23 protein-coding genes are annotated in these 20703 nt (G+C 61.3%); all 23 read right to left on the bottom strand.

The annotated features are described in order from the left end of the window. Window positions 1-7: 7 nt before the first annotated feature. The 23 genes from ACTHND_RS09080 to ACTHND_RS08970 all read right to left on the bottom strand — a co-directional run bounded on the left by ACTHND_RS09080 (window position 8) and on the right by ACTHND_RS08970 (window position 20597). Entirely contained in the window at window positions 8-1207 is a 1200-nt protein-coding gene (locus tag ACTHND_RS09080) for a hypothetical protein (protein ID WP_440177625.1), read from the bottom strand. Beyond that, window positions 1204-1584 carry a hypothetical protein gene (locus tag ACTHND_RS09075; RefSeq protein WP_440177624.1) on the bottom strand — a complete coding sequence of 127 codons (381 nt, stop codon included), beginning with the start codon at window positions 1582-1584 and terminating at the stop codon, window positions 1204-1206. The genes ACTHND_RS09080 and ACTHND_RS09075 overlap by 4 nt, the downstream gene beginning before the upstream one ends. 11 nt (window positions 1585-1595) lie before the next feature. After that, on the bottom strand, window positions 1596-4649 hold the full coding sequence (locus ACTHND_RS09070; RefSeq protein ID WP_440177623.1) for a hypothetical protein: 3054 nt from the start codon (window positions 4647-4649) through the stop codon (window positions 1596-1598). A gap of 3 nt (window positions 4650-4652) precedes the next feature. Next, complete coding sequence (locus ACTHND_RS09065) at window positions 4653-4838, bottom strand: hypothetical protein (protein WP_440177622.1); 186 nt, start codon at window positions 4836-4838, stop codon at window positions 4653-4655. After that, window positions 4835-7627, bottom strand: a complete 2793-nt coding sequence (locus tag ACTHND_RS09060; protein WP_440177621.1) for a hypothetical protein — start codon at window positions 7625-7627, stop codon at window positions 4835-4837. Before ACTHND_RS09060 ends, ACTHND_RS09065 begins: the two co-directional genes overlap by 4 nt. Next, on the bottom strand, window positions 7620-8051 hold the full coding sequence (locus ACTHND_RS09055; RefSeq protein ID WP_440177620.1) for a DUF6950 family protein: 432 nt from the start codon (window positions 8049-8051) through the stop codon (window positions 7620-7622). Before ACTHND_RS09055 ends, ACTHND_RS09060 begins: the two co-directional genes overlap by 8 nt. A 4-nt stretch (window positions 8052-8055) precedes the next feature. Next, a complete protein-coding gene (locus tag ACTHND_RS09050) occupies window positions 8056-8664 on the bottom strand; it encodes a hypothetical protein (protein ID WP_440177619.1) in 609 nt (202 codons plus the stop codon). Further along, a complete protein-coding gene (locus tag ACTHND_RS09045) occupies window positions 8664-9266 on the bottom strand; it encodes a hypothetical protein (RefSeq protein WP_440177618.1) in 603 nt (200 codons plus the stop codon). Before ACTHND_RS09045 ends, ACTHND_RS09050 begins: the two co-directional genes overlap by 1 nt. Beyond that, window positions 9266-11227, bottom strand: coding sequence for a hypothetical protein (locus ACTHND_RS09040; protein ID WP_440177617.1), 1962 nt, complete (start codon window positions 11225-11227; stop codon window positions 9266-9268). The genes ACTHND_RS09045 and ACTHND_RS09040 overlap by 1 nt, the downstream gene beginning before the upstream one ends. A 176-nt stretch (window positions 11228-11403) precedes the next feature. Continuing rightward, the gene (locus ACTHND_RS09035; RefSeq protein ID WP_440177616.1) at window positions 11404-11790 is read right to left on the bottom strand and encodes a gene transfer agent family protein; all 387 of its coding nucleotides are present in this window, start codon (window positions 11788-11790) and stop codon (window positions 11404-11406) included. 2 nt (window positions 11791-11792) lie between these two features. Beyond that, window positions 11793-12248, bottom strand: a complete 456-nt coding sequence (locus ACTHND_RS09030) for a phage tail tube protein (protein ID WP_440177615.1) — start codon at window positions 12246-12248, stop codon at window positions 11793-11795. 58 nt (window positions 12249-12306) lie between these two features. Beyond that, complete coding sequence (gp17, locus tag ACTHND_RS09025) at window positions 12307-12702, bottom strand: tail completion protein gp17 (protein WP_440177614.1); 396 nt, start codon at window positions 12700-12702, stop codon at window positions 12307-12309. Then, window positions 12699-13235 (bottom strand): hypothetical protein, encoded by a 537-nt coding sequence (locus ACTHND_RS09020; protein WP_440177613.1) that lies wholly within the window; start codon window positions 13233-13235, stop codon window positions 12699-12701. The genes gp17 and ACTHND_RS09020 overlap by 4 nt, the downstream gene beginning before the upstream one ends. Further along, on the bottom strand, window positions 13228-13617 hold the full coding sequence (locus ACTHND_RS09015; RefSeq protein ID WP_440177612.1) for a phage head completion protein: 390 nt from the start codon (window positions 13615-13617) through the stop codon (window positions 13228-13230). Before ACTHND_RS09015 ends, ACTHND_RS09020 begins: the two co-directional genes overlap by 8 nt. Further along, on the bottom strand, window positions 13607-13789 hold the full coding sequence (locus ACTHND_RS09010; protein WP_440177611.1) for a hypothetical protein: 183 nt from the start codon (window positions 13787-13789) through the stop codon (window positions 13607-13609). Before ACTHND_RS09010 ends, ACTHND_RS09015 begins: the two co-directional genes overlap by 11 nt. Continuing rightward, the gene (locus ACTHND_RS09005) at window positions 13789-14091 is read right to left on the bottom strand and encodes a head-tail connector protein (protein WP_440177610.1); all 303 of its coding nucleotides are present in this window, start codon (window positions 14089-14091) and stop codon (window positions 13789-13791) included. The genes ACTHND_RS09010 and ACTHND_RS09005 overlap by 1 nt, the downstream gene beginning before the upstream one ends. Before the next feature lie 3 nt (window positions 14092-14094). Further along, window positions 14095-14529 (bottom strand): hypothetical protein, encoded by a 435-nt coding sequence (locus tag ACTHND_RS09000; protein WP_440177609.1) that lies wholly within the window; start codon window positions 14527-14529, stop codon window positions 14095-14097. Between the two features lie 65 nt (window positions 14530-14594). Continuing rightward, entirely contained in the window at window positions 14595-15911 is a 1317-nt protein-coding gene (locus ACTHND_RS08995; protein ID WP_440177608.1) for a phage major capsid protein, read from the bottom strand. Between the two features lie 26 nt (window positions 15912-15937). Next, window positions 15938-16768, bottom strand: a complete 831-nt coding sequence (locus ACTHND_RS08990) for a head maturation protease, ClpP-related (protein ID WP_440177607.1) — start codon at window positions 16766-16768, stop codon at window positions 15938-15940. Continuing rightward, on the bottom strand, window positions 16746-17972 hold the full coding sequence (locus ACTHND_RS08985) for a phage portal protein (protein WP_440177606.1): 1227 nt from the start codon (window positions 17970-17972) through the stop codon (window positions 16746-16748). Before ACTHND_RS08985 ends, ACTHND_RS08990 begins: the two co-directional genes overlap by 23 nt. Window positions 17973-17980: 8 nt before the next feature. Then, entirely contained in the window at window positions 17981-19672 is a 1692-nt protein-coding gene (locus ACTHND_RS08980) for a terminase large subunit (RefSeq protein WP_440177605.1), read from the bottom strand. Window positions 19673-19676: 4 nt separating this feature from the next. Then, window positions 19677-20132: a hypothetical protein gene (locus tag ACTHND_RS08975; RefSeq protein ID WP_440177604.1), complete on the bottom strand. Its 456-nt coding sequence runs from the start codon at window positions 20130-20132 to the stop codon at window positions 19677-19679. 78 nt (window positions 20133-20210) lie between these two features. After that, the gene (locus ACTHND_RS08970; RefSeq protein ID WP_440177603.1) at window positions 20211-20597 is read right to left on the bottom strand and encodes an HNH endonuclease; all 387 of its coding nucleotides are present in this window, start codon (window positions 20595-20597) and stop codon (window positions 20211-20213) included. Between the last annotated feature and the right edge of the window lie 106 nt (window positions 20598-20703).

Raw genomic sequence — 20703 nt, 5'->3', positions numbered from 1 at the left:
TGAAAGCTTATTCCTGAAGCGGGGTGAATCCCGCCGGCGGCGGATACGCAAAGGCGGCCGTGCCGGTGTTCAGAGTGCGTTGGGAACCGGCAAAATAGGGCAATCCGACCTGGACGTAGTAGGTCAGGCCCGTACCCGGCAGAGGATAGCCGCCGGTCGAGGTTTCGGGGTCGGCGGTGCCGTCATCATTCCAGTTGCCGCCATTGACCCGGAACCACACAAGGTGGTCGTCAGTCCGTATGGCCACATCGATATCGCAAGGGGCTGCGAAGCCCGTGATGGTGTCAATGGTGCCGCCGGAAGACGTGTAAATCTGGCCATCCCAGCCGAAGTAGATTTCATGCGACTTATCGAAATCGTTGATGCCGATGCCGCCATATTCATAAGCGTCGAACCTCACCGACAGATAGATATTGCCCGAAGAGAACGACGCCTTTGAAATCACGCCTGGCCAGGTGGCGCCGGGAGAGGTGACGGTGCGATCATCGTTCGTAAAGGTGAGGATGCCCGCATCGAGGGCTTCCGTATTCCAGCCACCGCGCAGAGGGTCGGCCGCCTCGCTCTCGCTGATCGATCCACTCAGCAGGGCAGTGGCAGCCACCGATCCTGTCAACGCTCGCCGTGCCGACACAGTCGCTGATAGCGCGGCCTGGGAGGCGATGCCGCCCGATACGGGCAAAGCCGCCGCCGCCGTGCCGGAGGTCGACGCGATGCCGGCCAGCGCGCCATTTAACCTCAGGTGCGCCGATGCGAACCCGACCATAGGCGCGGCAGGCGTTACGGACCCCGACACAGCCAGGCGGCCGGCGATATTGCCCGCCAGATTTGCCTGTGCGGCCATATGGCCAGCCATAGCCAAACGCCCGGAGATGGTCCCAGCCAGTGCCGCCACATCACTCAGCGCACCGGAGAGCGCCACACGTAGCGAAGGTTGACCGGCGGGCGAGCCTTCGCCATCCATATGGCCAGCCAACGATAGGCGCGAGGCGATAGCCCCAACCATTGCACCAGCAGCCGCGATGCCGCCTGAAAGCTTTTGGCGCAGCTTGACATGACCGGCAACGGCCGCAGACGCAGCGACGTGTCCCGATAATGAACCGCCGATATTAAGCGGCCCGCCGTGCCATATCCTCACGATCTCCTGCGCGGCCGGGCGGCGCGTTACAATCGCCGCCGGCAGCGGCCACTGCACGTTCCAATCACTCACGGCATCAAATCCCGCTGCACGCGCACCTGGCCATAATAAAGCGGCTGCGGGACATTGGCGGCATCGACCACATCAGCCTGCCAATGTCCCATGGAGGCCGGTTCGTTCAGAGTGCCACCAGCGAAAAGGACATCTGTGTCTTGGTGATCGATGAAGACCGTGTATTGCCCGGACGCACCATCGGTCACCTCGAATACGCCGGAAGCTACTGGTTCGGCGTCTTTCCAGTACTTCTTGATCACCCAGGGAATTGTGCAGTTGGTCAGGTTGACCGGCTGGCCATTGGCATCGGTCAGGGTGGCGGCATAGGGACCAAGCGGCGCGCCCTTGCGGATCAGCAGCGGGCGTTCTTCACCGATGTAACCGAGTTCGTCCATGTGTTGAGGCCCTATCGCAGGAAGTTGAGTATCGGGATATTCATGTATAAGACCTGCCCAGCCGGCAGGGATTGCGTGCCGATAAAGACCGCCAGGTGCGTCGTGCCTTCCGGCGCGCGCGTGCTGGCCTCATCGGCGGGGTCGCTTTTGACATCGCTGTGGGTGGTGTTGAGCGTGCGCAAAACAGGGGTCATCGAACCGGCGCGCAGCACGTTTATTGTTTCGTTACCGGTCTCCCATTCCTTGACCACAACGGGGCGGCGGTAGCTATCCGTGCCGATCGACCTCACCCAGCGCAGACGGTAATAGAGTGGCACCGTCTGCTCCGGATCGACCGGCGCGTAATCGACCGGAAACAGGAACTTCATGAATCCCATGGCCACGGCGCCGGGCTGAGCCGGGAACAGGAACCGAAGCTCCGAATTCAGGCCGTCATTGTTCTTCGTGAACTTCAGGCAGTTGCCGCCATCTATCGAATGATCATCCGACCATTCCAGCGTGCCGTAGTCGGTATTCCAGCGGTCGATCTGGGCATCCTTGCCGACCGTCAGCCCGCGTTCGGAAAGGGTCTGCGGCACGCTGACCCGATAGGTTCCGGCCCAGCCCGTGCCGCCACCATCAATGAAACTAACCAGTGGCTCGCCCTTGACGCCCGGACCCTTAATCCGCATCCCCTCATAGATCTGGAAAGGAGGCGCACCGGGCAGCGTCATGACACTGCCGGAAATCGATGCGGTAATGGGTATCTGCCCCGGCACATCCGGGAAGGCCCCGCCTTCGATCAGGATGCCGTTCGGATCGGCGGTATAGGCGTTCGGCTCCGGCATAAGGCCCGCGCCGCTCAGGGCATCCATGACAGGCGCGTATGAGACGCACAGCGGCCCCAGGTTCGGATTGCCGCTGTTGCGGATGCCGTGGCTGATGAACCGGCCAGGCCCTTCCATGATGGCGCCCTTGCCCGCCCCATTCGGATCGGATGACAGGTTGTATGGCTCTGTGCCGAACACTTCAAAGACTGCGGTCGAATACTCGCTTTTGATCATGGCACAGGGCGAGGTGTAGGGCGTGCCGGCGATCAGGATCATGCCGCCGAACATCGTAAACTGGCCGCCGATCAGGTGCCACAGCGGCTTGTCGGCATCGGTCGGCGTATTGGTTTCGCAGTGGACGTTCGTGCATTCGATGCGGCCATTATTGTTGATGACCAGTTGCGTGCAGAAATCTAGCGCCGTCTTGTCCAGCGTGATTTCCGCGCCGCCGATATTGTCGATGCCGACGCCATTGTTAAAGATGCCGCCCCCAGTGAAGCGGATGTTTTCACCGGCATTATAGCTGCCAGGACGATGGCGATAGGCAGCTTGATTGCCAAATTCATTGCAATGGTCAATCTCGACCAGATAGGCGCCATCGCTGGTTTCAAGGGCATAGTCGAAACCGGTCGTGTTACACAGCCGCAACGACGCGACATTGCCGTCCAGATTGGTGAAGGACTTCCACAGCACGCCAGTCACACCAGTCACGCCCGGCCCTTCGATCCATAGGCCGGAAAGCGGTTGCATGATCGGATAATGCTCAGGCGCGCCGTCGCGCGTCATGAGCACAGCGCAGTTCAGCAGGGCGGGCACGATATCCATATCCGTGACATGCCAGTCGGCCCAGCCATAGGCGGAGAGCGTGTACCAGCTTGTTACCTCTTCGGTGACCTCGAAATCGAAGGTCATGGTCACCGTATCGGTGGCATCGGCCGCCGCCACGTTAGGCCGCGAGGTTTGCCCGCGACCGCTGAAATTGGCCCCCACGCCGGGGCTATCGGCAAAGAAAGCCAGGTTGGCGGTCGGCACGGTCGGGTTGCCGTGGTCATAGGAAACGCCGCGGCTGGCCTCATAGGTGCAGGTGGCGGTGTAGCGGCCGGGCGAAAGCGTCACTTCCTGGCCGAACTGGAAAAACGGGCTGGAGCCATCGGTGCGGGTGTCGATGCAGGCGGCTTCCCCGCTGCCAAACGTGGCGTCGTCATGCTCGCCCGGATCATAGGTCGCGGCATTCATCCAGGGCGTGCCGCTGGTGAGCGCAAAACCATAGTCATCGACAAAATGGTCATCGCTGGTTTTCGGGCCAAGCGCCGAGAAATTGAGACGCGCGCCCGCCGCTTCCACCCATGTCAGACCCGCAACGCAGGTCAAGTTCGTCTGGCTTTCCGGATCGGCATTGCACATCTTGTACGGGATGGGCGGGCTGCCAATCTTGCGGCCGGTGTTCCACGCCTTTTGCATGGCCAGAAAATCCATTTCCTGCGCCAGCGAGGTGGCGAAGGGATAGACCGCCTGGCAATCCGCCAGCGTATCAAAGACCTCGGATGCCGGATGCGAGAAGGGACCGCCGATAGCCCCGAAGCTCAGGGGCACATCGACCTGAAAATCCGCCGACCATTGCCGGGGGCAGGCCAGCAGATAGGAATGACCGAACCCGTCATAGATCGGATATTTGCCATCGCTGTTCGGCCCGCCACCCGCCACGCCGTTTGCCCAGGGCAGCCAGCAGGCAATGGCGTTCTGGATATTCTCCGCCGTGAAAACCTGAAGCTGAATCAGTTCATGGAACTCATACGCTTCCATGTCCGACAGGGGGCGTATAAAGGCCGTCATGGCGATCTGCGGTGTGGTGCCGCTGACCTGTATCGACAGGCGGATATAACGCCAAAGGGTATTATCGAGCGGGTCGAGCGTAGAGAAGCCGCGCACATCCTGCTGATCCACCACGGACATCGACCATTCGTCCAGCCCGCGTACCTCACCGGTCAGGCTGACATTGCCGTCGCCATCGGTCGCAACGGCATTGCCGCCTTCGATGGTGACGACATACTGTTCATTGCCGGATGACAGGTCCAGCACCGAGGCTTGCAGACCGGCCACGAATGACTTGGGCACGCCATCCGCCCCGGTGTCATACACATATGCCAGGCCCGCCTTCAGGCCCTTTCGCGTGAAGGTGCCGCCACCGGTCGGGGCGAAAGCTGTCAGCCCGTCCTCAAGGAAGAGGGCGGGGTTTGTCGGGGCTGAAATTGTCATGGTTTAAACTTTCGGCACCACGGCGCCGTCAACCACCTCATAATTCGTGCCGTAGTCATCGCGCATCTCGGACACTTCCACGATGGGCAGGGACAGCTTTTCGGGTACGATGCGGGCGCAGCGCTGCACCTGCACGATGGGGCCGCTGTTACCGCCGGGCACAGTCGGCTGATACGACACATAGATCATGAGGTCTTTTCCAGTCCCTTGGCGAACAGAACACCGACAACGTTTTCAACCGTCGATCCGCCCTTCCATTTGAGCGTCACGGTGTATGTGCCGGCGGGCTTGTATTTGATGGTATCGAGGCGCACCTGAACCTGCGTCCAGTCGCCCTGAATGTACGAGGTCGGCTCATCGGCCACGCCATCGACATAGAGCCATATGTTCCAGTTATCGTCTCCCGAAGGGAAGCCCTGATAGACATTGGCGCTGCACTCCAGATACCCGTCTGTATCCAGCGTGATGGTGGTCTCGCACAGCGTAAAGGTAGTGCTGTCATCGCCGTGATAGATCATCGCCGTCTTGGCATAGGCGGGCACGATGACGAAATTGACCGGCACCGCATTGATGGTCAGGGTGCCGTTGATGACCGCCGCGCCATTGATCTTGATCGCCGAATTGAGGGTGATCACCCCGGAGGCATAGCCGAAGACGATGGTGTAGACGCTCGGATCGGAATTATCGAAAATGGCGAACTCCCCGGCCGCCATGCCGATATAGGAACCTGCCTCGCCCGCCCCGATGACGATCCCGCCGGTGCCGCCCGGCGCCGTGACGCTTAAGGTAAGCTTGCCGGTGATGCCGTCCAGCGATTCCTGCTGGATAGCGACGGTCGTTTCCAAATCGCCCACCTTGGTCGATACCGCATTGACATAGGTCGAAAGCGTCTTTGTCACGCCATCGGCATCGACCACACTGACGGTTCCGCCGTTCAGTATAAAGGCGCTGTGATCGGCATTGAACGCGCCGATGAAGTTGATCGTGCTGACCGCATTGTCGGCCTTGTCGATGGCATTGAGCGCCACCGTCTTGATCGATTTGCCGTCGCCGTCATAGAAGGTGGCCTTGGTGAAGGCGTCGAGATTTTGGCGGCTCAGGATTTCCTTGGCCAGCCCCTCGATATTGGTGTTCAGGCCGTTGATGATCGTAGCGCCATCGATGCCGCCCAACTGGTTGGCATTGACCGCCCCGGTGATGAACGGGCCATAGACACGCCGCGCGCCGCGCACCCCTAGCACCGAGATATAGGAGATGGCGATTTCATAGGTTTGCCCGGCATCCAGACCGGTGATGGTGAAGGCGGTCGTGGTGGCCGGGGCCGTCGCCCATTCGATCCAGTCCGCTGCCCCGACCACGCGATATTCGATCACGATATATTTGGCGAAGGGGTTATCCCCCACGCCGGTGATCGATATGGCGGGCAGGGCATTGGCCCCGCTGGTCAGGTAACCGACGCTGGCATGGAAGGCTTCCACGGCGGGCGCGATGATGGTCGTGAAATCGGGCACGGTCAGGCCGGGCGTCGGTGGCGGCACGGCCGTCTGGCCCAGGGCAAAGGCGTGCTTGCCGTCCGTCTCGCTGGTCAGGGTCATCGAAACCGTGCCGGTCGCCAGGTCCAGATCGCGGTTGAGGATGATGGCCTTCTGGGTGATCAGCCCCATTTCCGGCAGGTTCAGATTGATGCAGTCGCCGGGGCGATAGCCCATCCAGGCCGGCTTGGCCGTGATGGTGATCGGATAAAGTTCGCGGCCATTGACCAGTTCATAGCCCGCCAGTTGCCCGGCCTGCTCATCCTGCTGTACAAGCGGGAATTCGGTTTCCTTTTGTCGCAGGCCGCCATCCTCGGCCTGATATTCGGGGGCGGTGATCGGTTCCGCCGCCACCATCTGCCAGTCATGCGCCTCGGAGCGATAGCGCGGGATGATCGAATTCTTGCGCTCGCGCCGTGACCGGACGCCAGGCACATGCACCGCGCCGGCCACATCGGCTTCGCCAAAGGTCGCCAGCGCCGTGCGCGGCGCATTGATCCGGCAACTGACCTTCGCGCCGATCTTGAGCGGCTCACCGCCCCCGGCTTGCAGGATATTGGTCAGGACCGACCACTTGGTGTCCTGTGAGGTGAATTCCCCGCCGACCTTCCAGCCGTTGACATCGGCGACATTGGCCCCTTCCACGAAGGCCGGAATATCGATCATGGCGGGCGCCAGACCCACGCCGCCGACGCGCTTGCCGTTCTCCCAATAGCCCAGCAGATAGGTCAGGGCCACCGTGTAGGGGTTGTCGTAACTGTCATAGCCCCAGGTGTCCGGATCATCGGCGCGCTGGTCGCCGATACCGCCGGGATAGGTGCTGTCAAGGCGCGGATCATAGGCCCGGATGCCCTGCCAGACGCTGAGCGGCTGCGGCACGCCATTGGCGTACACCTTGCTGTCGAACTCCAGCGTCCAGCGGTGCGCCGCCATGCCGGAAAGCTTGTGATCTGAGGTCCATTCCGCCACCGGGCCGGAGGTGGTCAGGTCGGTCGGCGTGGCCAATGCGGTGGCGGGCGTCAGCCCCAGCGCCGCGATCAGCCACATCTTGCCGGCGAAGGTGCCGCCGCTGGTCAGGGTGCCGCCCGCATTGAAGGTCTGGGTCACCTTGTTTGCGGTGAACGCCTCGAAGGCTTTCAGCGGCCCGAAGCGCGAAAACACCGTGAAGAAGTTGAGATACTTGTTCTTTTCGCCGCTGGGATAGGTGAAGACATTGTAGCCCGCCGTACCGGTGCGACCGATCAGGAAGGGCGAAGGCGCCTGTGGATCGGCCTTGAAAGAGGTCTGGGTGCCGGTGGCGCCTATGCCCTTGGCCTTCGGCGTCAGGGCCTTGGTGACCACAGCCGTGGCCACGATCTTGATAGCGGCGGCAGCAATCGCGTGCTGCGCCGCCCATGCGCCATAAGCCTTGATGGCCGCGACGGCCCAGGTGATCGGATCAGACATGCGGCGACCCGATCAGACAGGGTACGCGCCAGGCCGCGACGAAGGCCAGAGGTTCGGATACCGCGAACCCACCGTTAGAGGTGTGCAGCACGGCATTATTGCTCAGGCGAACGGCCAGGGCGGGCAATTCGTGATCGCTCGGCAGGGCGATGATATCGCCGGGCAGGGCCGCCGCCGGGGCGATGCGGTCAAAGCGCGCATCCAGCGCCGCTTCCAGCGTGTCGAAACCGGCACGCTTCAGGGCCGCCTTCGCACCCTTGAGCGATGAATAATCGCCCGCCTTGACCAGCGAAACCGTGTGGCCCATGCGCCGGACGTGCGCGGCGCACATGCGCGCGCAATCCTTACGCCCCCACTGAAAGCGCGCGTCGATATACTGCGCCACCGTCTCGGAAGCGCAGGCGATGCGGTGAACCATTTCCATCTGGTCAGGCCGTGCCCGATTTGGTCAGGGGCGGCTTGGCCCCGGCAATGCCCCACGGAATCTGGTCGAGCACTGTGGTCATGAATTCAAGTCCCTTTTCCCCCGGCCAGATGGATTGATGGAAGGTGTCATTGAGCCGGTTGCCCTCATCGTTTTCAAAGAAGCGCTCGAAGCCGGAAACCGCCTCGATTTGCAGCGATGGCGTTCCGTCCGCTGCCCGGTCCCAGTCGATGGTGTCGATTTCGCCATAGAAGCGCAGATCGGGCTGACCCAGCACCAGACCGGTGACCGGATTGAAGGCCCCGACCCAGACCGATGTGGCCGCCCCTTGCGCCGCAGGGGTGCAGAGCGCGGGCCCGATGGTCATATCCGCCACATTGATGGCGATCTGCGCGGTCGGCGCTTCATTGCCCTGGCCATCGGCGGAGATATCGAGCGCCCCCAAAGAGCCATAGGCGTCATCGTGCCCCACAAAGGTATGGCCACCGAAGACCAGCACCCCGGCCCCATCCAGCAGGCGGATGGTGCCGAGCGGATGCTCGATCTCAACCGCCACGAACAGGCCGATGACATCACCGGCCAGCGCCGCCTGCATGTCCGGATCGAGCGCCATCAGCGGGCCTCGGTAATGGTGAAGTTGCCGGTGAATTCCACGATATCACCGGGATTGATCGGCCAGGACGGATCGATCGGCAACAGCCCTTCGATCTTCGGCGCGGCCACCTCCAGCGTGGCCCCATCCGCTGGCGAGACGCGCAACATGGGCAGGATATTGAGGGTCGCCTTGCCGGTGCCGTCCGCCGTCACCCCGGATGTCACCATATGCAGATAGCGGCGGCCGCCACTGACCAGCGAGACCCATTGCATGGCCTTGAAGGCATAGCCCGCTGTCAGGCCCTTCACATCGAGCGCTGTTCCCAGTTGTCCCGCGCCATCGACCACGGGCGCGCCCGGCGCACCGACGCCGCCCTTCGGCAGGGGTAATGCCCACAGCGCCGTGGCGCGTGAGGCCAGAAGCATCTGGGCCACCCAGTCGCGCCCGTTGCTATCCATTTTGACGTTCAGGAAGGTGGCGGTGACCGACCAGCGGTCACCCATCCGAAGGATGCGTTGCGTGGCAGCGGCGGCGGGCGACGACAGGTCATTACCCGCCGACACATAGTGCGGCGTCCACTTGCGGGGCTTCGGCAGGGCAGGCAGAAAAATGGCGGCCATCAGTACATCTCGCTGCGTTGCTGTTTTGCGGCCTGCGTCCGCGCCAGTTGCGCACCGCCATAGACCCCCACCTGCGCGGCGCGTTCGCTCATCGGCTGGGCAATCTGCGTCACCCGCACGTCGAAATAGGGCGAGGCTTCCACCTGAACCCGTATCGCCTGCGAACCGGCGGCGCGTGCGCCTTGCAGGGCGCGCAGGGCGTTATTATTGATGATGCTGCCATTGAGGCCGGGCGTGAAGACTTCCGGGCCATGCTCGCCCACCAGATAGCTGCCCGCCCCGGAAACCATGCCGCCGCCGGCGCGCGCGCCGGTAATGCCGCCGCCAATGCCGTTCAGTATTGAGCCGAGCAGCCCCCCGCTCGAACTGCCTGACTTGCCCAGCAGGGCGGCGAATATGTCATCCAGTCCGCCTGTGATCCACTCGGCGGCGATGCGGCGGAAGCTATGCGACACCGCATCCCCCAGATCATCGCCATAGGCAAGGGCCTCGCCCAGATCATAGGCGATATCCCGCGAGACAGAACGCAGACCCTCAAGGGCCTCGCGGGCCGGATTGACCACCTGCGGCAGCTTCATCATCGGATCGATGATATTGATATCCCGGTCTTTCTGGGTGCCCAGCGTGTCTTTCTCGATCTTGCCGTACCGGTCTTCCTGATCCTGCGTATAGTCCTTTCGGGTCACGAAGGTGCCGGACTGCTTGTTTTTATATTCGCGGGTCAGTTCGGCCAGGGCGGCATCGTATTGCGCCTGGGTGATCTCGCGTTGTTTCAGACCGGCGGCCAGCTTTTTCTTGTCGTCTTCATACTGTTTGGCCAGCCGCGCATCCTCGGCCATCAGGGCCTCGATAAGCTGAATCGCACCCGTGGCCTGGGCTTTTGTGGGGGTTGTGGGTTTGTCGCCCTCAGCAGAGCCAGACGGCAAATCAAGACGGCCACGTTTTTTGCTGTTGAAGCCCTGGTCGCTCCCGCCATTGGCATTGGCCAGCTTCTTGTATTCACCGGACATGACCGCATCACGGATAACCTGCTGCGGATTAATCGCCAAATTGAGCAGATATTCGCCCATTGATCCCCGATTTGTCGGGGCGGGTTTTGCCAGCCATTGGGTGAAATCGGCGATGGCGGTCGTGGCCCCAGTGATGGCTGGTGCGAGATTTATGAACGCCTTCTTAAGCTGTACATCGATCCGCTGACTGGCAATTTCCGCCTGACGTTGGAGGTTGTCGAGTGACGAAACGGTCTTTCCATCGATCACCAGACCGAGATCATTTGCACGCTGCGTCATGACGGCGATACCGTCCGAGCCCTGCTCTAGGATCGGCAGCAGGGTCTCGATACCCAGCTTTTTGGCGATCTGCACCCGTTCGGCCTTGGTGCCCAGATCGCTGATACGATCGGCCAGCAATGGCATCAAATCGGTTGCGTCATTCATGCTCGCAAGCTGATCCTTGCTGATCCCAATGGCCGCGAATGCCTTTTCGATTTTGGCCGACCCTACGCCGGTCTGGATAGCGCCAAGCGACGCATTAAGCGCCTGCAATCCGGTCTGCATATCGGAAACATTGACGCCAAACTCATCAGCGATGAAATTGTATTCCTGCAAGGCTTCGGTCGTGATGCCGATATGGTCGGCCAGGTCGGTTGTTTCCGCCGCCCAGTCCATCGCCTCGCGGGCCTTATGCAGACCCACGCCCAACACGGCGACAGCCGCCGTAGCCGCTAGCGCTGGGCCGCCCAGCGAAATCAGGGCATCCCCCAGAATCGGCACCTGACTGGCCGCGCCTTCGATGGCGCCGGTGAAATTCTTGGAAATGCTCCCGCCGGCCTTATCGAGTTGAAGCTGAATTTGGGATGACGTTTTCTTTGTGTCCGCCGTCATCTTGTCCAGCTTCTTGTTCATTTTAGACAGATTGACATCCATCTGAAAAATGAGGGCTTCAAGCTCGGTTTGCGGCATTTACCAGTTCCAGTCTGCGGCCTCGAATTCGGCCTGTGTGGGCGGCGGTGTCTCCGGTGGCATATTGGCCTGACGCCAGCCCCGGAAGATTTGGTCGAATTGCCAAAGACTCATGGCGCGCAGTTCTGAAAACTGCACGCCGATGGCCCCGGCGATGCGGTAAAAGGCGGCGAAATTCAGCTTTCCGTCGGGGAGACGTTCGCCTGCGTCTCCCCCGTCATCTCCCCCGCTTCATCGTCCGTGCCTTCATTGTCCGGTGACCCCACCAGGGCCGCCGAAAGCACCATCAGGGCCGGACGTTCGTGGTCGACAAGCTGGCCGGGTTCCACATACCGATCAATAAGCTGAAGGGCTTCCAGCGGCTTCATGCCGCCGCCGATCAGGCCCAGCCGAAGGGTCTCGCGGATATCGTTCAGGCGCCAGGCGCCGGTATCGATCCGCGACAGGATGACCCGTGGCCCGGCATTGCATTTTTCCTGAAGCTCTTCCAGTTCGGCGATACCGAGCCGAAAGGTGTGAATCCCGTCCGCGAAAGCGAGGGTGGTGGTCGCGTTACGGCTCATGATCAGGCCACAGCCGCGATGGTGACCGGCCCGTCATTGACCAGCGAGATGGTGGCGGTCGCCTTGTTCTTGCGGTCACCCGTCAGGGCGAAGTTGGACAGCTTGAACGCGCCGCTGAAGACGCTGGAGCCGGCCTTGTTGACCTTGAACTTGATGTTCTTTGCCAGGCCGGATGCCAGCCAGTTGAAGAAGAAATCGACATCAGCCACATCAAGGAAGCCGGCGCCTTCGATGCCGCAACTGATCGTATCCACCTCCGAAGAGGTCCAGGCCGGATCATCGGCGTGCTCTTCATCGCAGGGCGGGATATTTTCGTTGATCATCTGCGCCGTGAAGCTGATCGACCGCGTGGTGTTGATCATGCAGCGCGTGGCGAACACTTCCGGATCGGCACCATCGCCGATCTGCACCAGCAGCTTGGAGCCGGAAACGACATCAGGATATACAGGTTCGGTCATTGTGGCCGTCCTCTCATAAAAAAAGCCCCGTTTCCGGGGCAGGGCTTGTGAATGAAGCTTACGCTATGGGCGCAAGGTCGTATCGGAACCGCAGGGTGCCACGCACCGGGCTTTCCGGGTCGGCGGCATAAAGGGCGGGCAGCGCCTCATGAACCACCACCTCAAAGCCGGCGACGGTCAGTTCCGTATCTAGGGCCGCCAGCAGGCGCTTGCCGATGGGCTTGACCCCCTTGGTGCCGGTGTCGGCGCGGTCGCACAGGTGCAGGGTCACCTCCGCCACGCTGCCAAGGTAGCAATCACCGTCGCCGTCATCAGTGACGACGATACCGGAAAGGCTGACATAAGGGTAAACCGCCTTTGCGGGCGGCTCCTCATATATGGTCACCCCTGGATTGGTGAGGGCGCGCACGGCGGCCACCACGGCGGCCTGTAGGGCATCGGCCGGATCGATCATCCTGTCACCGCCTTCTTGATGCCGCGATTGGCGGCGGCTGCGTTCGACCGCCTGATCTTGTCCTTATAGGCGCGGATCACCGGGTAGAAGTGCGGCTTTGCCTTTGTGGCATGGTGTGCCCGCTTGACCCGAACCGACGCGCCACGTGCCCGTTCAGCGCGGGTCTGTTTCAGATCACGGGCAACGGATGCCTTAGTGCCATGCTCGACAAACTTCGCATAATAGGCATCGTCATTGCCTTCATAGACCGTCACCAGCAGGTCATCATCCATCAGCACCAGTTGACGATCGGTGAGGATTTTTTGCCGAATGCGAAACGCACCCGTAGCGCCTGCGCCACCCGGCATCGGGCCGCGCCGCCAGTTGATCGACTTAAACAGCTTGTTCGTCTTGCCGCGCGGCACAAAGGCCCGGATGGAATTGGCCAGCCTCTCGGCATTCTTACCCTGCGTATCCCGCAGCGTCTGTTTTGCGGAGCCCGGAATCCGTCGCACCTGGCGCTCCCACTTGTTCAGGCCCTGCACCTCAGTCATGGCGGCCATCCTCGCCCTGGGTGGCTTCCAGTTGCATCAAAATCCACATGCCGCGCTCATCCATGACCTCGGCAAAGCGGATATCGAAAACGCGGTGGCGGGTGCAGTCATCCGAGGTGATATCGATCACCCTGTCAGAGGGCCGGATCAGTCGGGTTTCGCTGTCGGCGCGCACCCACAGATCGAAGCTGGAGCGTCCGGCCAGGCGGTCGCCAATGGTGATTTCGCCGCCTCTCGTCGGCAGCAACTTGGCGCGGCGCGAGGCAATGAGCGGCTTCCAGTCGCCCTGCGGGTTACCGTCCGTGTTCGCCGAATCCGTGGCCCGCCGGTCAAACCGGACGCGCCAGCGCAGATCCCCAGCGGTAGGTACGCTAACCGCCATGACCGGCCTCCGGCCGCGAAGGGGCGGGCAATTCTGTGGCCTTGCCGGCGGCAATGGCCTTATCCAGGCAATCGCGCTTCACCGTGTAATCCCGGCCCGCCTTGTAGCTGATGGTCACAGACCGACCCACCACGGCATAGTCGAAATCATCGGTGAAATGGGCGCGCGCCATCAGACTCGCAGCCAGCGATAAGGGTTGAGCATTCGGCCGGCCGGGCTGTCGCTGCTAATCACAGGCTGGTGCCCTTCATAGAAGTCAGTGAGGGTCATCAGGGCGGCAGCCTTGAAGGCCGCGACAGCGATATCAGAGTACGGCACCAGATCGCGATTGCAGTACTGGAGGCACAGGGCCACCGAACTGTTGCTATAGGTTTCGATGATCGCGTCGTCGTCACTGAAGTCGACCTTCAGGTGCGCCTTCGCTTCGTCCAGCGTAAACAGGGGGCCGGTTTCAATGACAACGACGTTCAACATGGATTAAGCCTGGTCAGCTTGAGGGTTGTCGTGACCGTGGCCCAGCAGGGCAAGGGCAGCGATTGGCGTTCCGGTGCCGTGCGTGCCTGAGAAATCGGCCAGCAGCTTCAGGTAACGCTTGCCGCCCTTGTATCCGAAGCGATGAACTCCGCCGGCATAGGCGGCCTTCAGGGCCTTGATGATGCCCCCCGTCGTCCCGGAAACGCCAATCAGGTCGGCATCAGTGACGGCGGTATAGGTCGTATCGTCATCCGAATGGGTCAAAACGAACTCGATTTTGTTCGTACCGCTGAAGGTGATGCCACCGGCGCCAATGGCAAGGATGATTTCAGCCGCGTTGTACCCCTGAAGGTCGAGAGCGGTGGGCGTGTTATCCGCCGCGAGGACGGCAGCCGTGATCAGCGCTACCGCTGACAGGCCGGAATGAATGTCTTTCATGGAATTACCTCTGAGATAAAGGATGTAAGGCGAGAAAAGGCCGAGGGTTTGCCCCGGCCTTCAGGTTACGTGGAGCACTTCAGCAGCTTGACCGCCTCGAAGTTGACCAGGCCGCCGCCGACGCGCTTGGTCGTGTAGAAGGCGACCTTGCCATTGACCTTGTAGGGGTTGCGCAGCAGGCGGATGCCGACGCGATCGAGGATCAGATAGGCGCGCTTGTAATCGCCGAAAGCGATCGGCAGCGCACCGGCACTCAGGGCGGGCATGTTGTCGTCGGTGTAGACCGGCTTTTCGAGGATGGTCGGCACGGCCCCGGCGGAGGCCGGCGGCGCCCACAGGTAGTTACCCTGGCCGTCTTTCATCTTGCGGATGGAACCCATGACCTTGTCGGAGGTCAGCCACGACGCGTTCGCGCGATAGCCCGATTTCAGGGCGTAGTAGAGATCGATCAGCGCGTCCGCTGGGTTGGTGGCGGCAAAACCAGCCGCGCCTCCAGTGACCTTGTAACCGATCTTGCCCCAGGCATAGCTGTCATTCTCGACCGTGTCGTAATCCAACAGGCCACGCGGACGTTTACCGCCGGTGCCACTGATGAAGGCCGCGCCTTCCTGGTCGGTGAAAGCGGTCTGCACTTCGTCCGCCAGCCAGGCTTCCACGTCGATGAAGGCGTCATCCAGCATGACCTGAGTGGCATAGGGCTCGGCATACATTTCGCAGACCGACAGCAGGATTTCGCGCAGTTTTGGCGTGTCGGTTTCGGTTCGGGCATCCTCTTCACCCACCCAGCCGGAACCAGCGCCGCCCATGTTGACAAGGGCGGTATATTCCGACGTGCCGATGGCGCGGACATTGGCCAGTTGGCGCATGACCGAAGAGGTGCCCAGCACGCGGTTGATGGTGGTTTCCATTTCGGTCGGCACCAGATAGCCGCCATCCGGCTTCGATTGACTGGTCAGGCCGGCCTTCACCTGAAGGTCGCCGAGGCCGGCATCAACCCCGTTGCAGAAGAAATTCCGGAACGCCTTGCGATGCTCGACACGTTCGGCCGTCAGAGCCGGGCCGCCGCCCGAATCGGCGGCAGCAAGCCGCAGATTGATCTTGTCCAACTCCGCCTGAAGCTCAGTCATGGCCGCATTGGTCTTTTCCAGCTTTTCGGCGTCCAGTGCATCGGCCTTTCCCTTCAGGGCCTTTTCATTGGCGTCCTTGAATTCGGCGAAGGCGCGTTGCAGTTCGGCCAGCACCTGCGGGGCATTGCCCGCGTCGGCACGGGCCACCAGCACGCCGCGACGACGCGCAGGTGCATCGACCGGCGCGGTGCGGGCAGCAGTCAGAGCGGCGAGCACAGCCGCACCCGCCACCACATTGAGAGTGGAAGATTTCATTTTGGTTCCTCTTGTGAAAAAGGGGCTTAGCCCCGGAGCGTTTGAATCAGCGCGGCAATGCCGTCGCTCAGGTCGGGGCCAGCGTCTTGCGTAGCCGTTCCGGCAGCGTCATGCGTGCCGGCTATTTCACCCAGAAGCTTCCGCCGCTCGGCACGCGGCATGTTCGCCTGGGCGAGAATGGTATCGAGGCGGCGCTTCGCGCTAACGGTCGCCCGCGCGTTCGTGCCTGTCTTTTCGGGCGTGTCGATGGTGCCATTGGCAAACCCTTTGCTGACGGCCTCACTGGCGCGCAGCCAGGTTTCGGCGTCCATCATGTCCTCAATCACAGTCAGATCGAGGCCGGTACGGGCCTGATAAATCTCCGCCATAGCAGCATCGAATTCAGCGAACGTGGCCGCCGTGGCGCGCATGTCGTTCTGGTTGCCAACCACCACCCCCCACGCATTGTGGATCATGAGGAAAGACCCCATGCCCATCAGCAGATTGTCGGCGGACATGGCGATGATGGAGGCAGCAGAGGCTGCCATGCCCATAACCTTCACGGTCACTTCGGCAGGGTGTTCGCGGAAGGTGTTATAGATGGCCAACCCCTCGAACATATCGCCGCCGGGCGAGTTGATCAGCACCTCGACCGGATTCGGGCCGATCTGGCGCAACGCGGCCGCCGCGCGCGCCGCCGTGAAACCACCGCCTGACCAGTAGTCATAACCGATCACGTCATAGATCGAGATGCTGGCGCCGGAATCGGCCTCCGCCGCCTGCGGGGTCCACTTTTCCAGCAGGTCAGCCGGGGCATCCCATTCATAGCCATCCGGCTTGACGAAGGCTTTGACTTTAGGAAGCTTGCGCAGGGACATTTTTCAAATCTCCGGAATTGTAAGCCAGACGGTCGCCGTCTGCATGGTGGCCATAGCCGAGCATGTCCCGGCCTTCGTTTTGGGTCAGAACCCCGTTATTGCCGTTGCCGCCGACTACCTTGGCGAGGAAGTCGCCGACGTCCTTCATCGATCCGCGCAGCAATTCCTGCTCATCGTAATCCAGCGAATATATTTTGCGCTCGGGGAGGGTCAGGAGGGACTGCTTTCCGCGCCCCTCCCATGCTGTGAACCAGGGCAGCATGGTGAAGCGCACGAACAGGATGCCCAGTTGTTCCACTCCGGAGCCCCAGGTGGTGTCGTTCACGCACAGAAGCGGACGCGGCACGCCGCCGAAGACGCGGGCAATTTCTTCAACCTGGTGAATGGACCGCTCCATCAACTGGCTGTCTTTGCCCGTTGCACCGAACGGGTTGGCGGTCATGCCTTCTTCGAGAAGGAACCACTTTCCGGCGTTTTCCGCGCCCGTGTATTCGGTGCGAATCTGATTTTTCAGGCGCTCGAAGCTAGGGTCGGATAGCTTGCCGCTATGCGTAATGGCACCGCCCGGTGCGGCGCCACCCTTGAAGATGTTGATCGCGGCGTTTTCCGCTTCGCGCGATAGACCGATAGCGCGGGCCGCCAGGCGAACCCTAGACAGGCCATTTATGCCGTTGATCGAAATGCCTCGGAGATGGAAGATTTCGGTCGCCGGAATCTGTCCTTTCGGTCCCATGTACACCGGCTGGCCGTAGTTGTTCAGGCTGGCGGTGACGTTGTCGAGCGGCAGCAGACCGGCAATACGGGTGCCAGAATAAACCTTTCGGGCAATGGCATCGCCATCCGTAAGTGCCCGCAGCGTCATAAGCTGACGGAATTCTCCGCCGGTCTGGTATTCATTCGCCGCGCCGTTCAGCACATCGTAAAGAGGGTGGTCACGGTCCTCGACCAGCTTCCCATTGGGGTCTTTACGCACCGGGCGGAAAGGCAACGCGCCACAGACACCGGAGATGACTTCGCAGCACCGAAAGGCAGTCGTATTGAACAGCGCCTCTTTGGCGCGTTCGGAGCCGCCAGAACGCATATATTCCAGCAGGGCCGGGTCATCCAGCCCATTGAAAACACGGCCCCCCGCCTCGGCATGGATAGACGGCCGGGCCGCCGTCGCGGGTTTAGCCCCGAACGGCAGGAAGCGATTCCAATCCATGCGTGTCCTTAAAATGAGCGAATGCCCCGGTCTTCATAGACCGAGCGGGTGATAAACGGTTCAGGGTTGCGGCTCATCAGCATGACCGCGTTAAACATGGCGACCAGCGGGTCTATCTTTGCCCGGCCCGCCGTCTCTTTTGTGATCAGGATTGCCGATCCACGAACCACGGCGGCCGCGTTGCCCACACACCAATTCATGAGACGCGAGCCGCCATGACGTAGCGACAGGTTCTTTAACTTGATCTCGGACCCCCAGGAGGCCGGCGACAATGCGCTGCCCTGCCTGATGGCGGCCAGTAGCTCACCGTCGATACCGCGCATCGCCAGTTCGTCCACCAGCCCGGCAATACAGAAAGGGTCGAGGCCGACGCCATGCGCGGCGGGCAAAAGGTCGCGGTCCCTGATCATCGCCACGATCTCGGCAACGTCCCGGTTTGGTTGCTCCGGATCGTCACAGACGATCAGATCGCCATCGCTTTCAAACTCAAGCAACTGGGTGGCGATGTCCTGACGAAGCAACAGCACGTCGCTATGCGCCCAAGCCTTGGCCCAGACCATCCAGCGGCGCGTCTCGCGCTCCCGCCCAATGACTGACAGCCCTACCAGATCATCCAGGCCGCCGCCGTCAATGCCGATCGTCACCACTTCCGAGCGTTCGAGTATGGCTTCAAGAGTTCGCAGTGTCGGGTCGGCGGCGGCCTCCCAATAATCGACACCACGCCAGCGATTGGCGGAGAGGCGAAGGCCGATTTCGAGGTTCAGATGCTTGGCCAGGAACGACTGTTTCTTACCGCCCTTTGCCACCGGGCTGAAAGCCTTCGCCTTTTCCTGCAACAGGTAGTCGATATCGACCGACCGTCCAAGATTCGGGTTCGTCACATACCAGTTTTCAGGATCGAGATAGGCTTCCGCCTCGATCATGGCCTCCGGGTACTCATAGAGCGTTGGCAGGCTATGCGGGTCATCGATTTCACCGTCACGCACTCCCCGGTGATAGGCCAGCTTCTCGGCAAATACCCCTGCCGGTTGCTTGTCCGACTGGGTCGATGCGTAAATCACGAACCCTTCAGACCGCGAAGCCAGGCCGCCGGTGGCTTCCGTGAGCATGTTTTCGGCGTCCGCCTGAAAGCCGAACTCCCATAACTCATCGACAAAGACGAACCCAGCCTTCTTGCCCGCCACAGTGCCGGAATCGGCGGCGATGACTTTCAGTTCCGCCTTCGTCTTCAGGTGGGTGATCGTCCGCACGCTTTCCTGAATATGCAACAAGGTGCTCAGGTCGGGGTCCGCGCGGATCATGGCGACGGCAGGCTTCCAGGCGTTTTTGGCGACCTCGATTGTCGGCGCCAGCAGGATCAATTCAGCGCCAATCCGCCAGTTGCGGATCAAAGCCGTAACCATCACCCCGGCGGCGATGGTAGATTTTGAATTCTTCTTGCTGATCAACAGGAAGAATTCCTTGATAAGCCTCTTGTTGCGGGGCTTGTCATAGGCCCCGAAGATCGCGGCCACCCACTCGAACACCCACGGCTCACAGGATTCGCCGAAGGTAGGACTGCCCGCCGCATCGACAATTCGCAACCCTTTGAACACATCCAGGGCGGCCTGCGCTTCATCCGGAAACAGAGGTGCAGGAATCAGCGACTGCCTGGCGACGATCCGTTCGCGCCAGTCAGTGCAGGCTGTAGTCCATTCCATCTGATCAGTTCAGCCTGGGCGGTTCCGGCGTGGCGTAACGTCCGCCAATCTGGTTGGCGGCTTCCTGCCGCTGTTCCTTCTTACCCATGGCCGCCTCTTTGACTGGCGTAACGGGTGCCGCGATGCGCTCTATCTGCCCCTTCTCGAATTCCTCGCGCAGATAACGCGCGGCCCCCACGACACCCGCCATGGCCTTTGACCACATGGCTTCGTTAAGGACCGCCTGCGCCAGGGCGGCGCCGTTGGAAAGCTCCCGAAAATAATACTGCCGAAGCGTCGGTTCACTCAGCCCGACCCGAAGGGCAATGTCCACAGTCGCAATGCCAGAAGCCTTCAAAACCGCAACCTTTTCAGCTATTTGCGGTGATCGCTTGTGGCGCTTGCGGCCACGCGGGTCTTTCAACTCCGTCCAAGGATCACCCAGCAAATCGAGATGTGCCGGTTTTTTGGGCTCAGACAAAAAAAATCTCCGAATGACTTGGGCGCGGGTCTTGGGCCAACCGGCCCGCCAGACTTTCGACCGCCCCCCCTATTGAGGTCAGTCCCAAACGCCGCGATGGTGAATGCTCGCCTGTTCTTCCGCCTGCTTATGCTTGTCATGGCAGGGGAACTTGCACAGGGTTTGCAGGTTGCCGAGGTCGAAGAACAGCTTGCGGTCGCCTCTATGCGCGCGCCTGTGGTCAGCCACCGGACTGTCATACGCCGGATACTTGCCGGCGCAGACGTTGCCACACATCTGGCAGGTGTAGTTATCGCGCAAATGGCAGGCGACCTTCAGTTCCCGCCATTCCTTGGTCTTGTACCAGGCGCGCCATGCCGCATCGTCCCGGATGCGCTGGGTCGGTCCCCGGTTCGGATCGGCAGGCTTGGCCAGTCGTGACGGCAAGGCACCGATCCGCGAGGGCAGGGCGGTCAGTCTCGCCATCATCCCTCCAGACATGCCAAGGGCGGCTTCACCGGAGTGAAACCGCCCTTTGAATAGGCCAAATCAGTGTTGCGACACAGTTCGCGCTCATGCAAAAAATGACCAT

Source organism: Asticcacaulis sp. (assembly GCF_051954415.1).
Lineage (GTDB): Bacteria > Pseudomonadota > Alphaproteobacteria > Caulobacterales > Caulobacteraceae > Asticcacaulis.
This window is presented reverse-complemented; position numbering and strand designations above follow the sequence as displayed.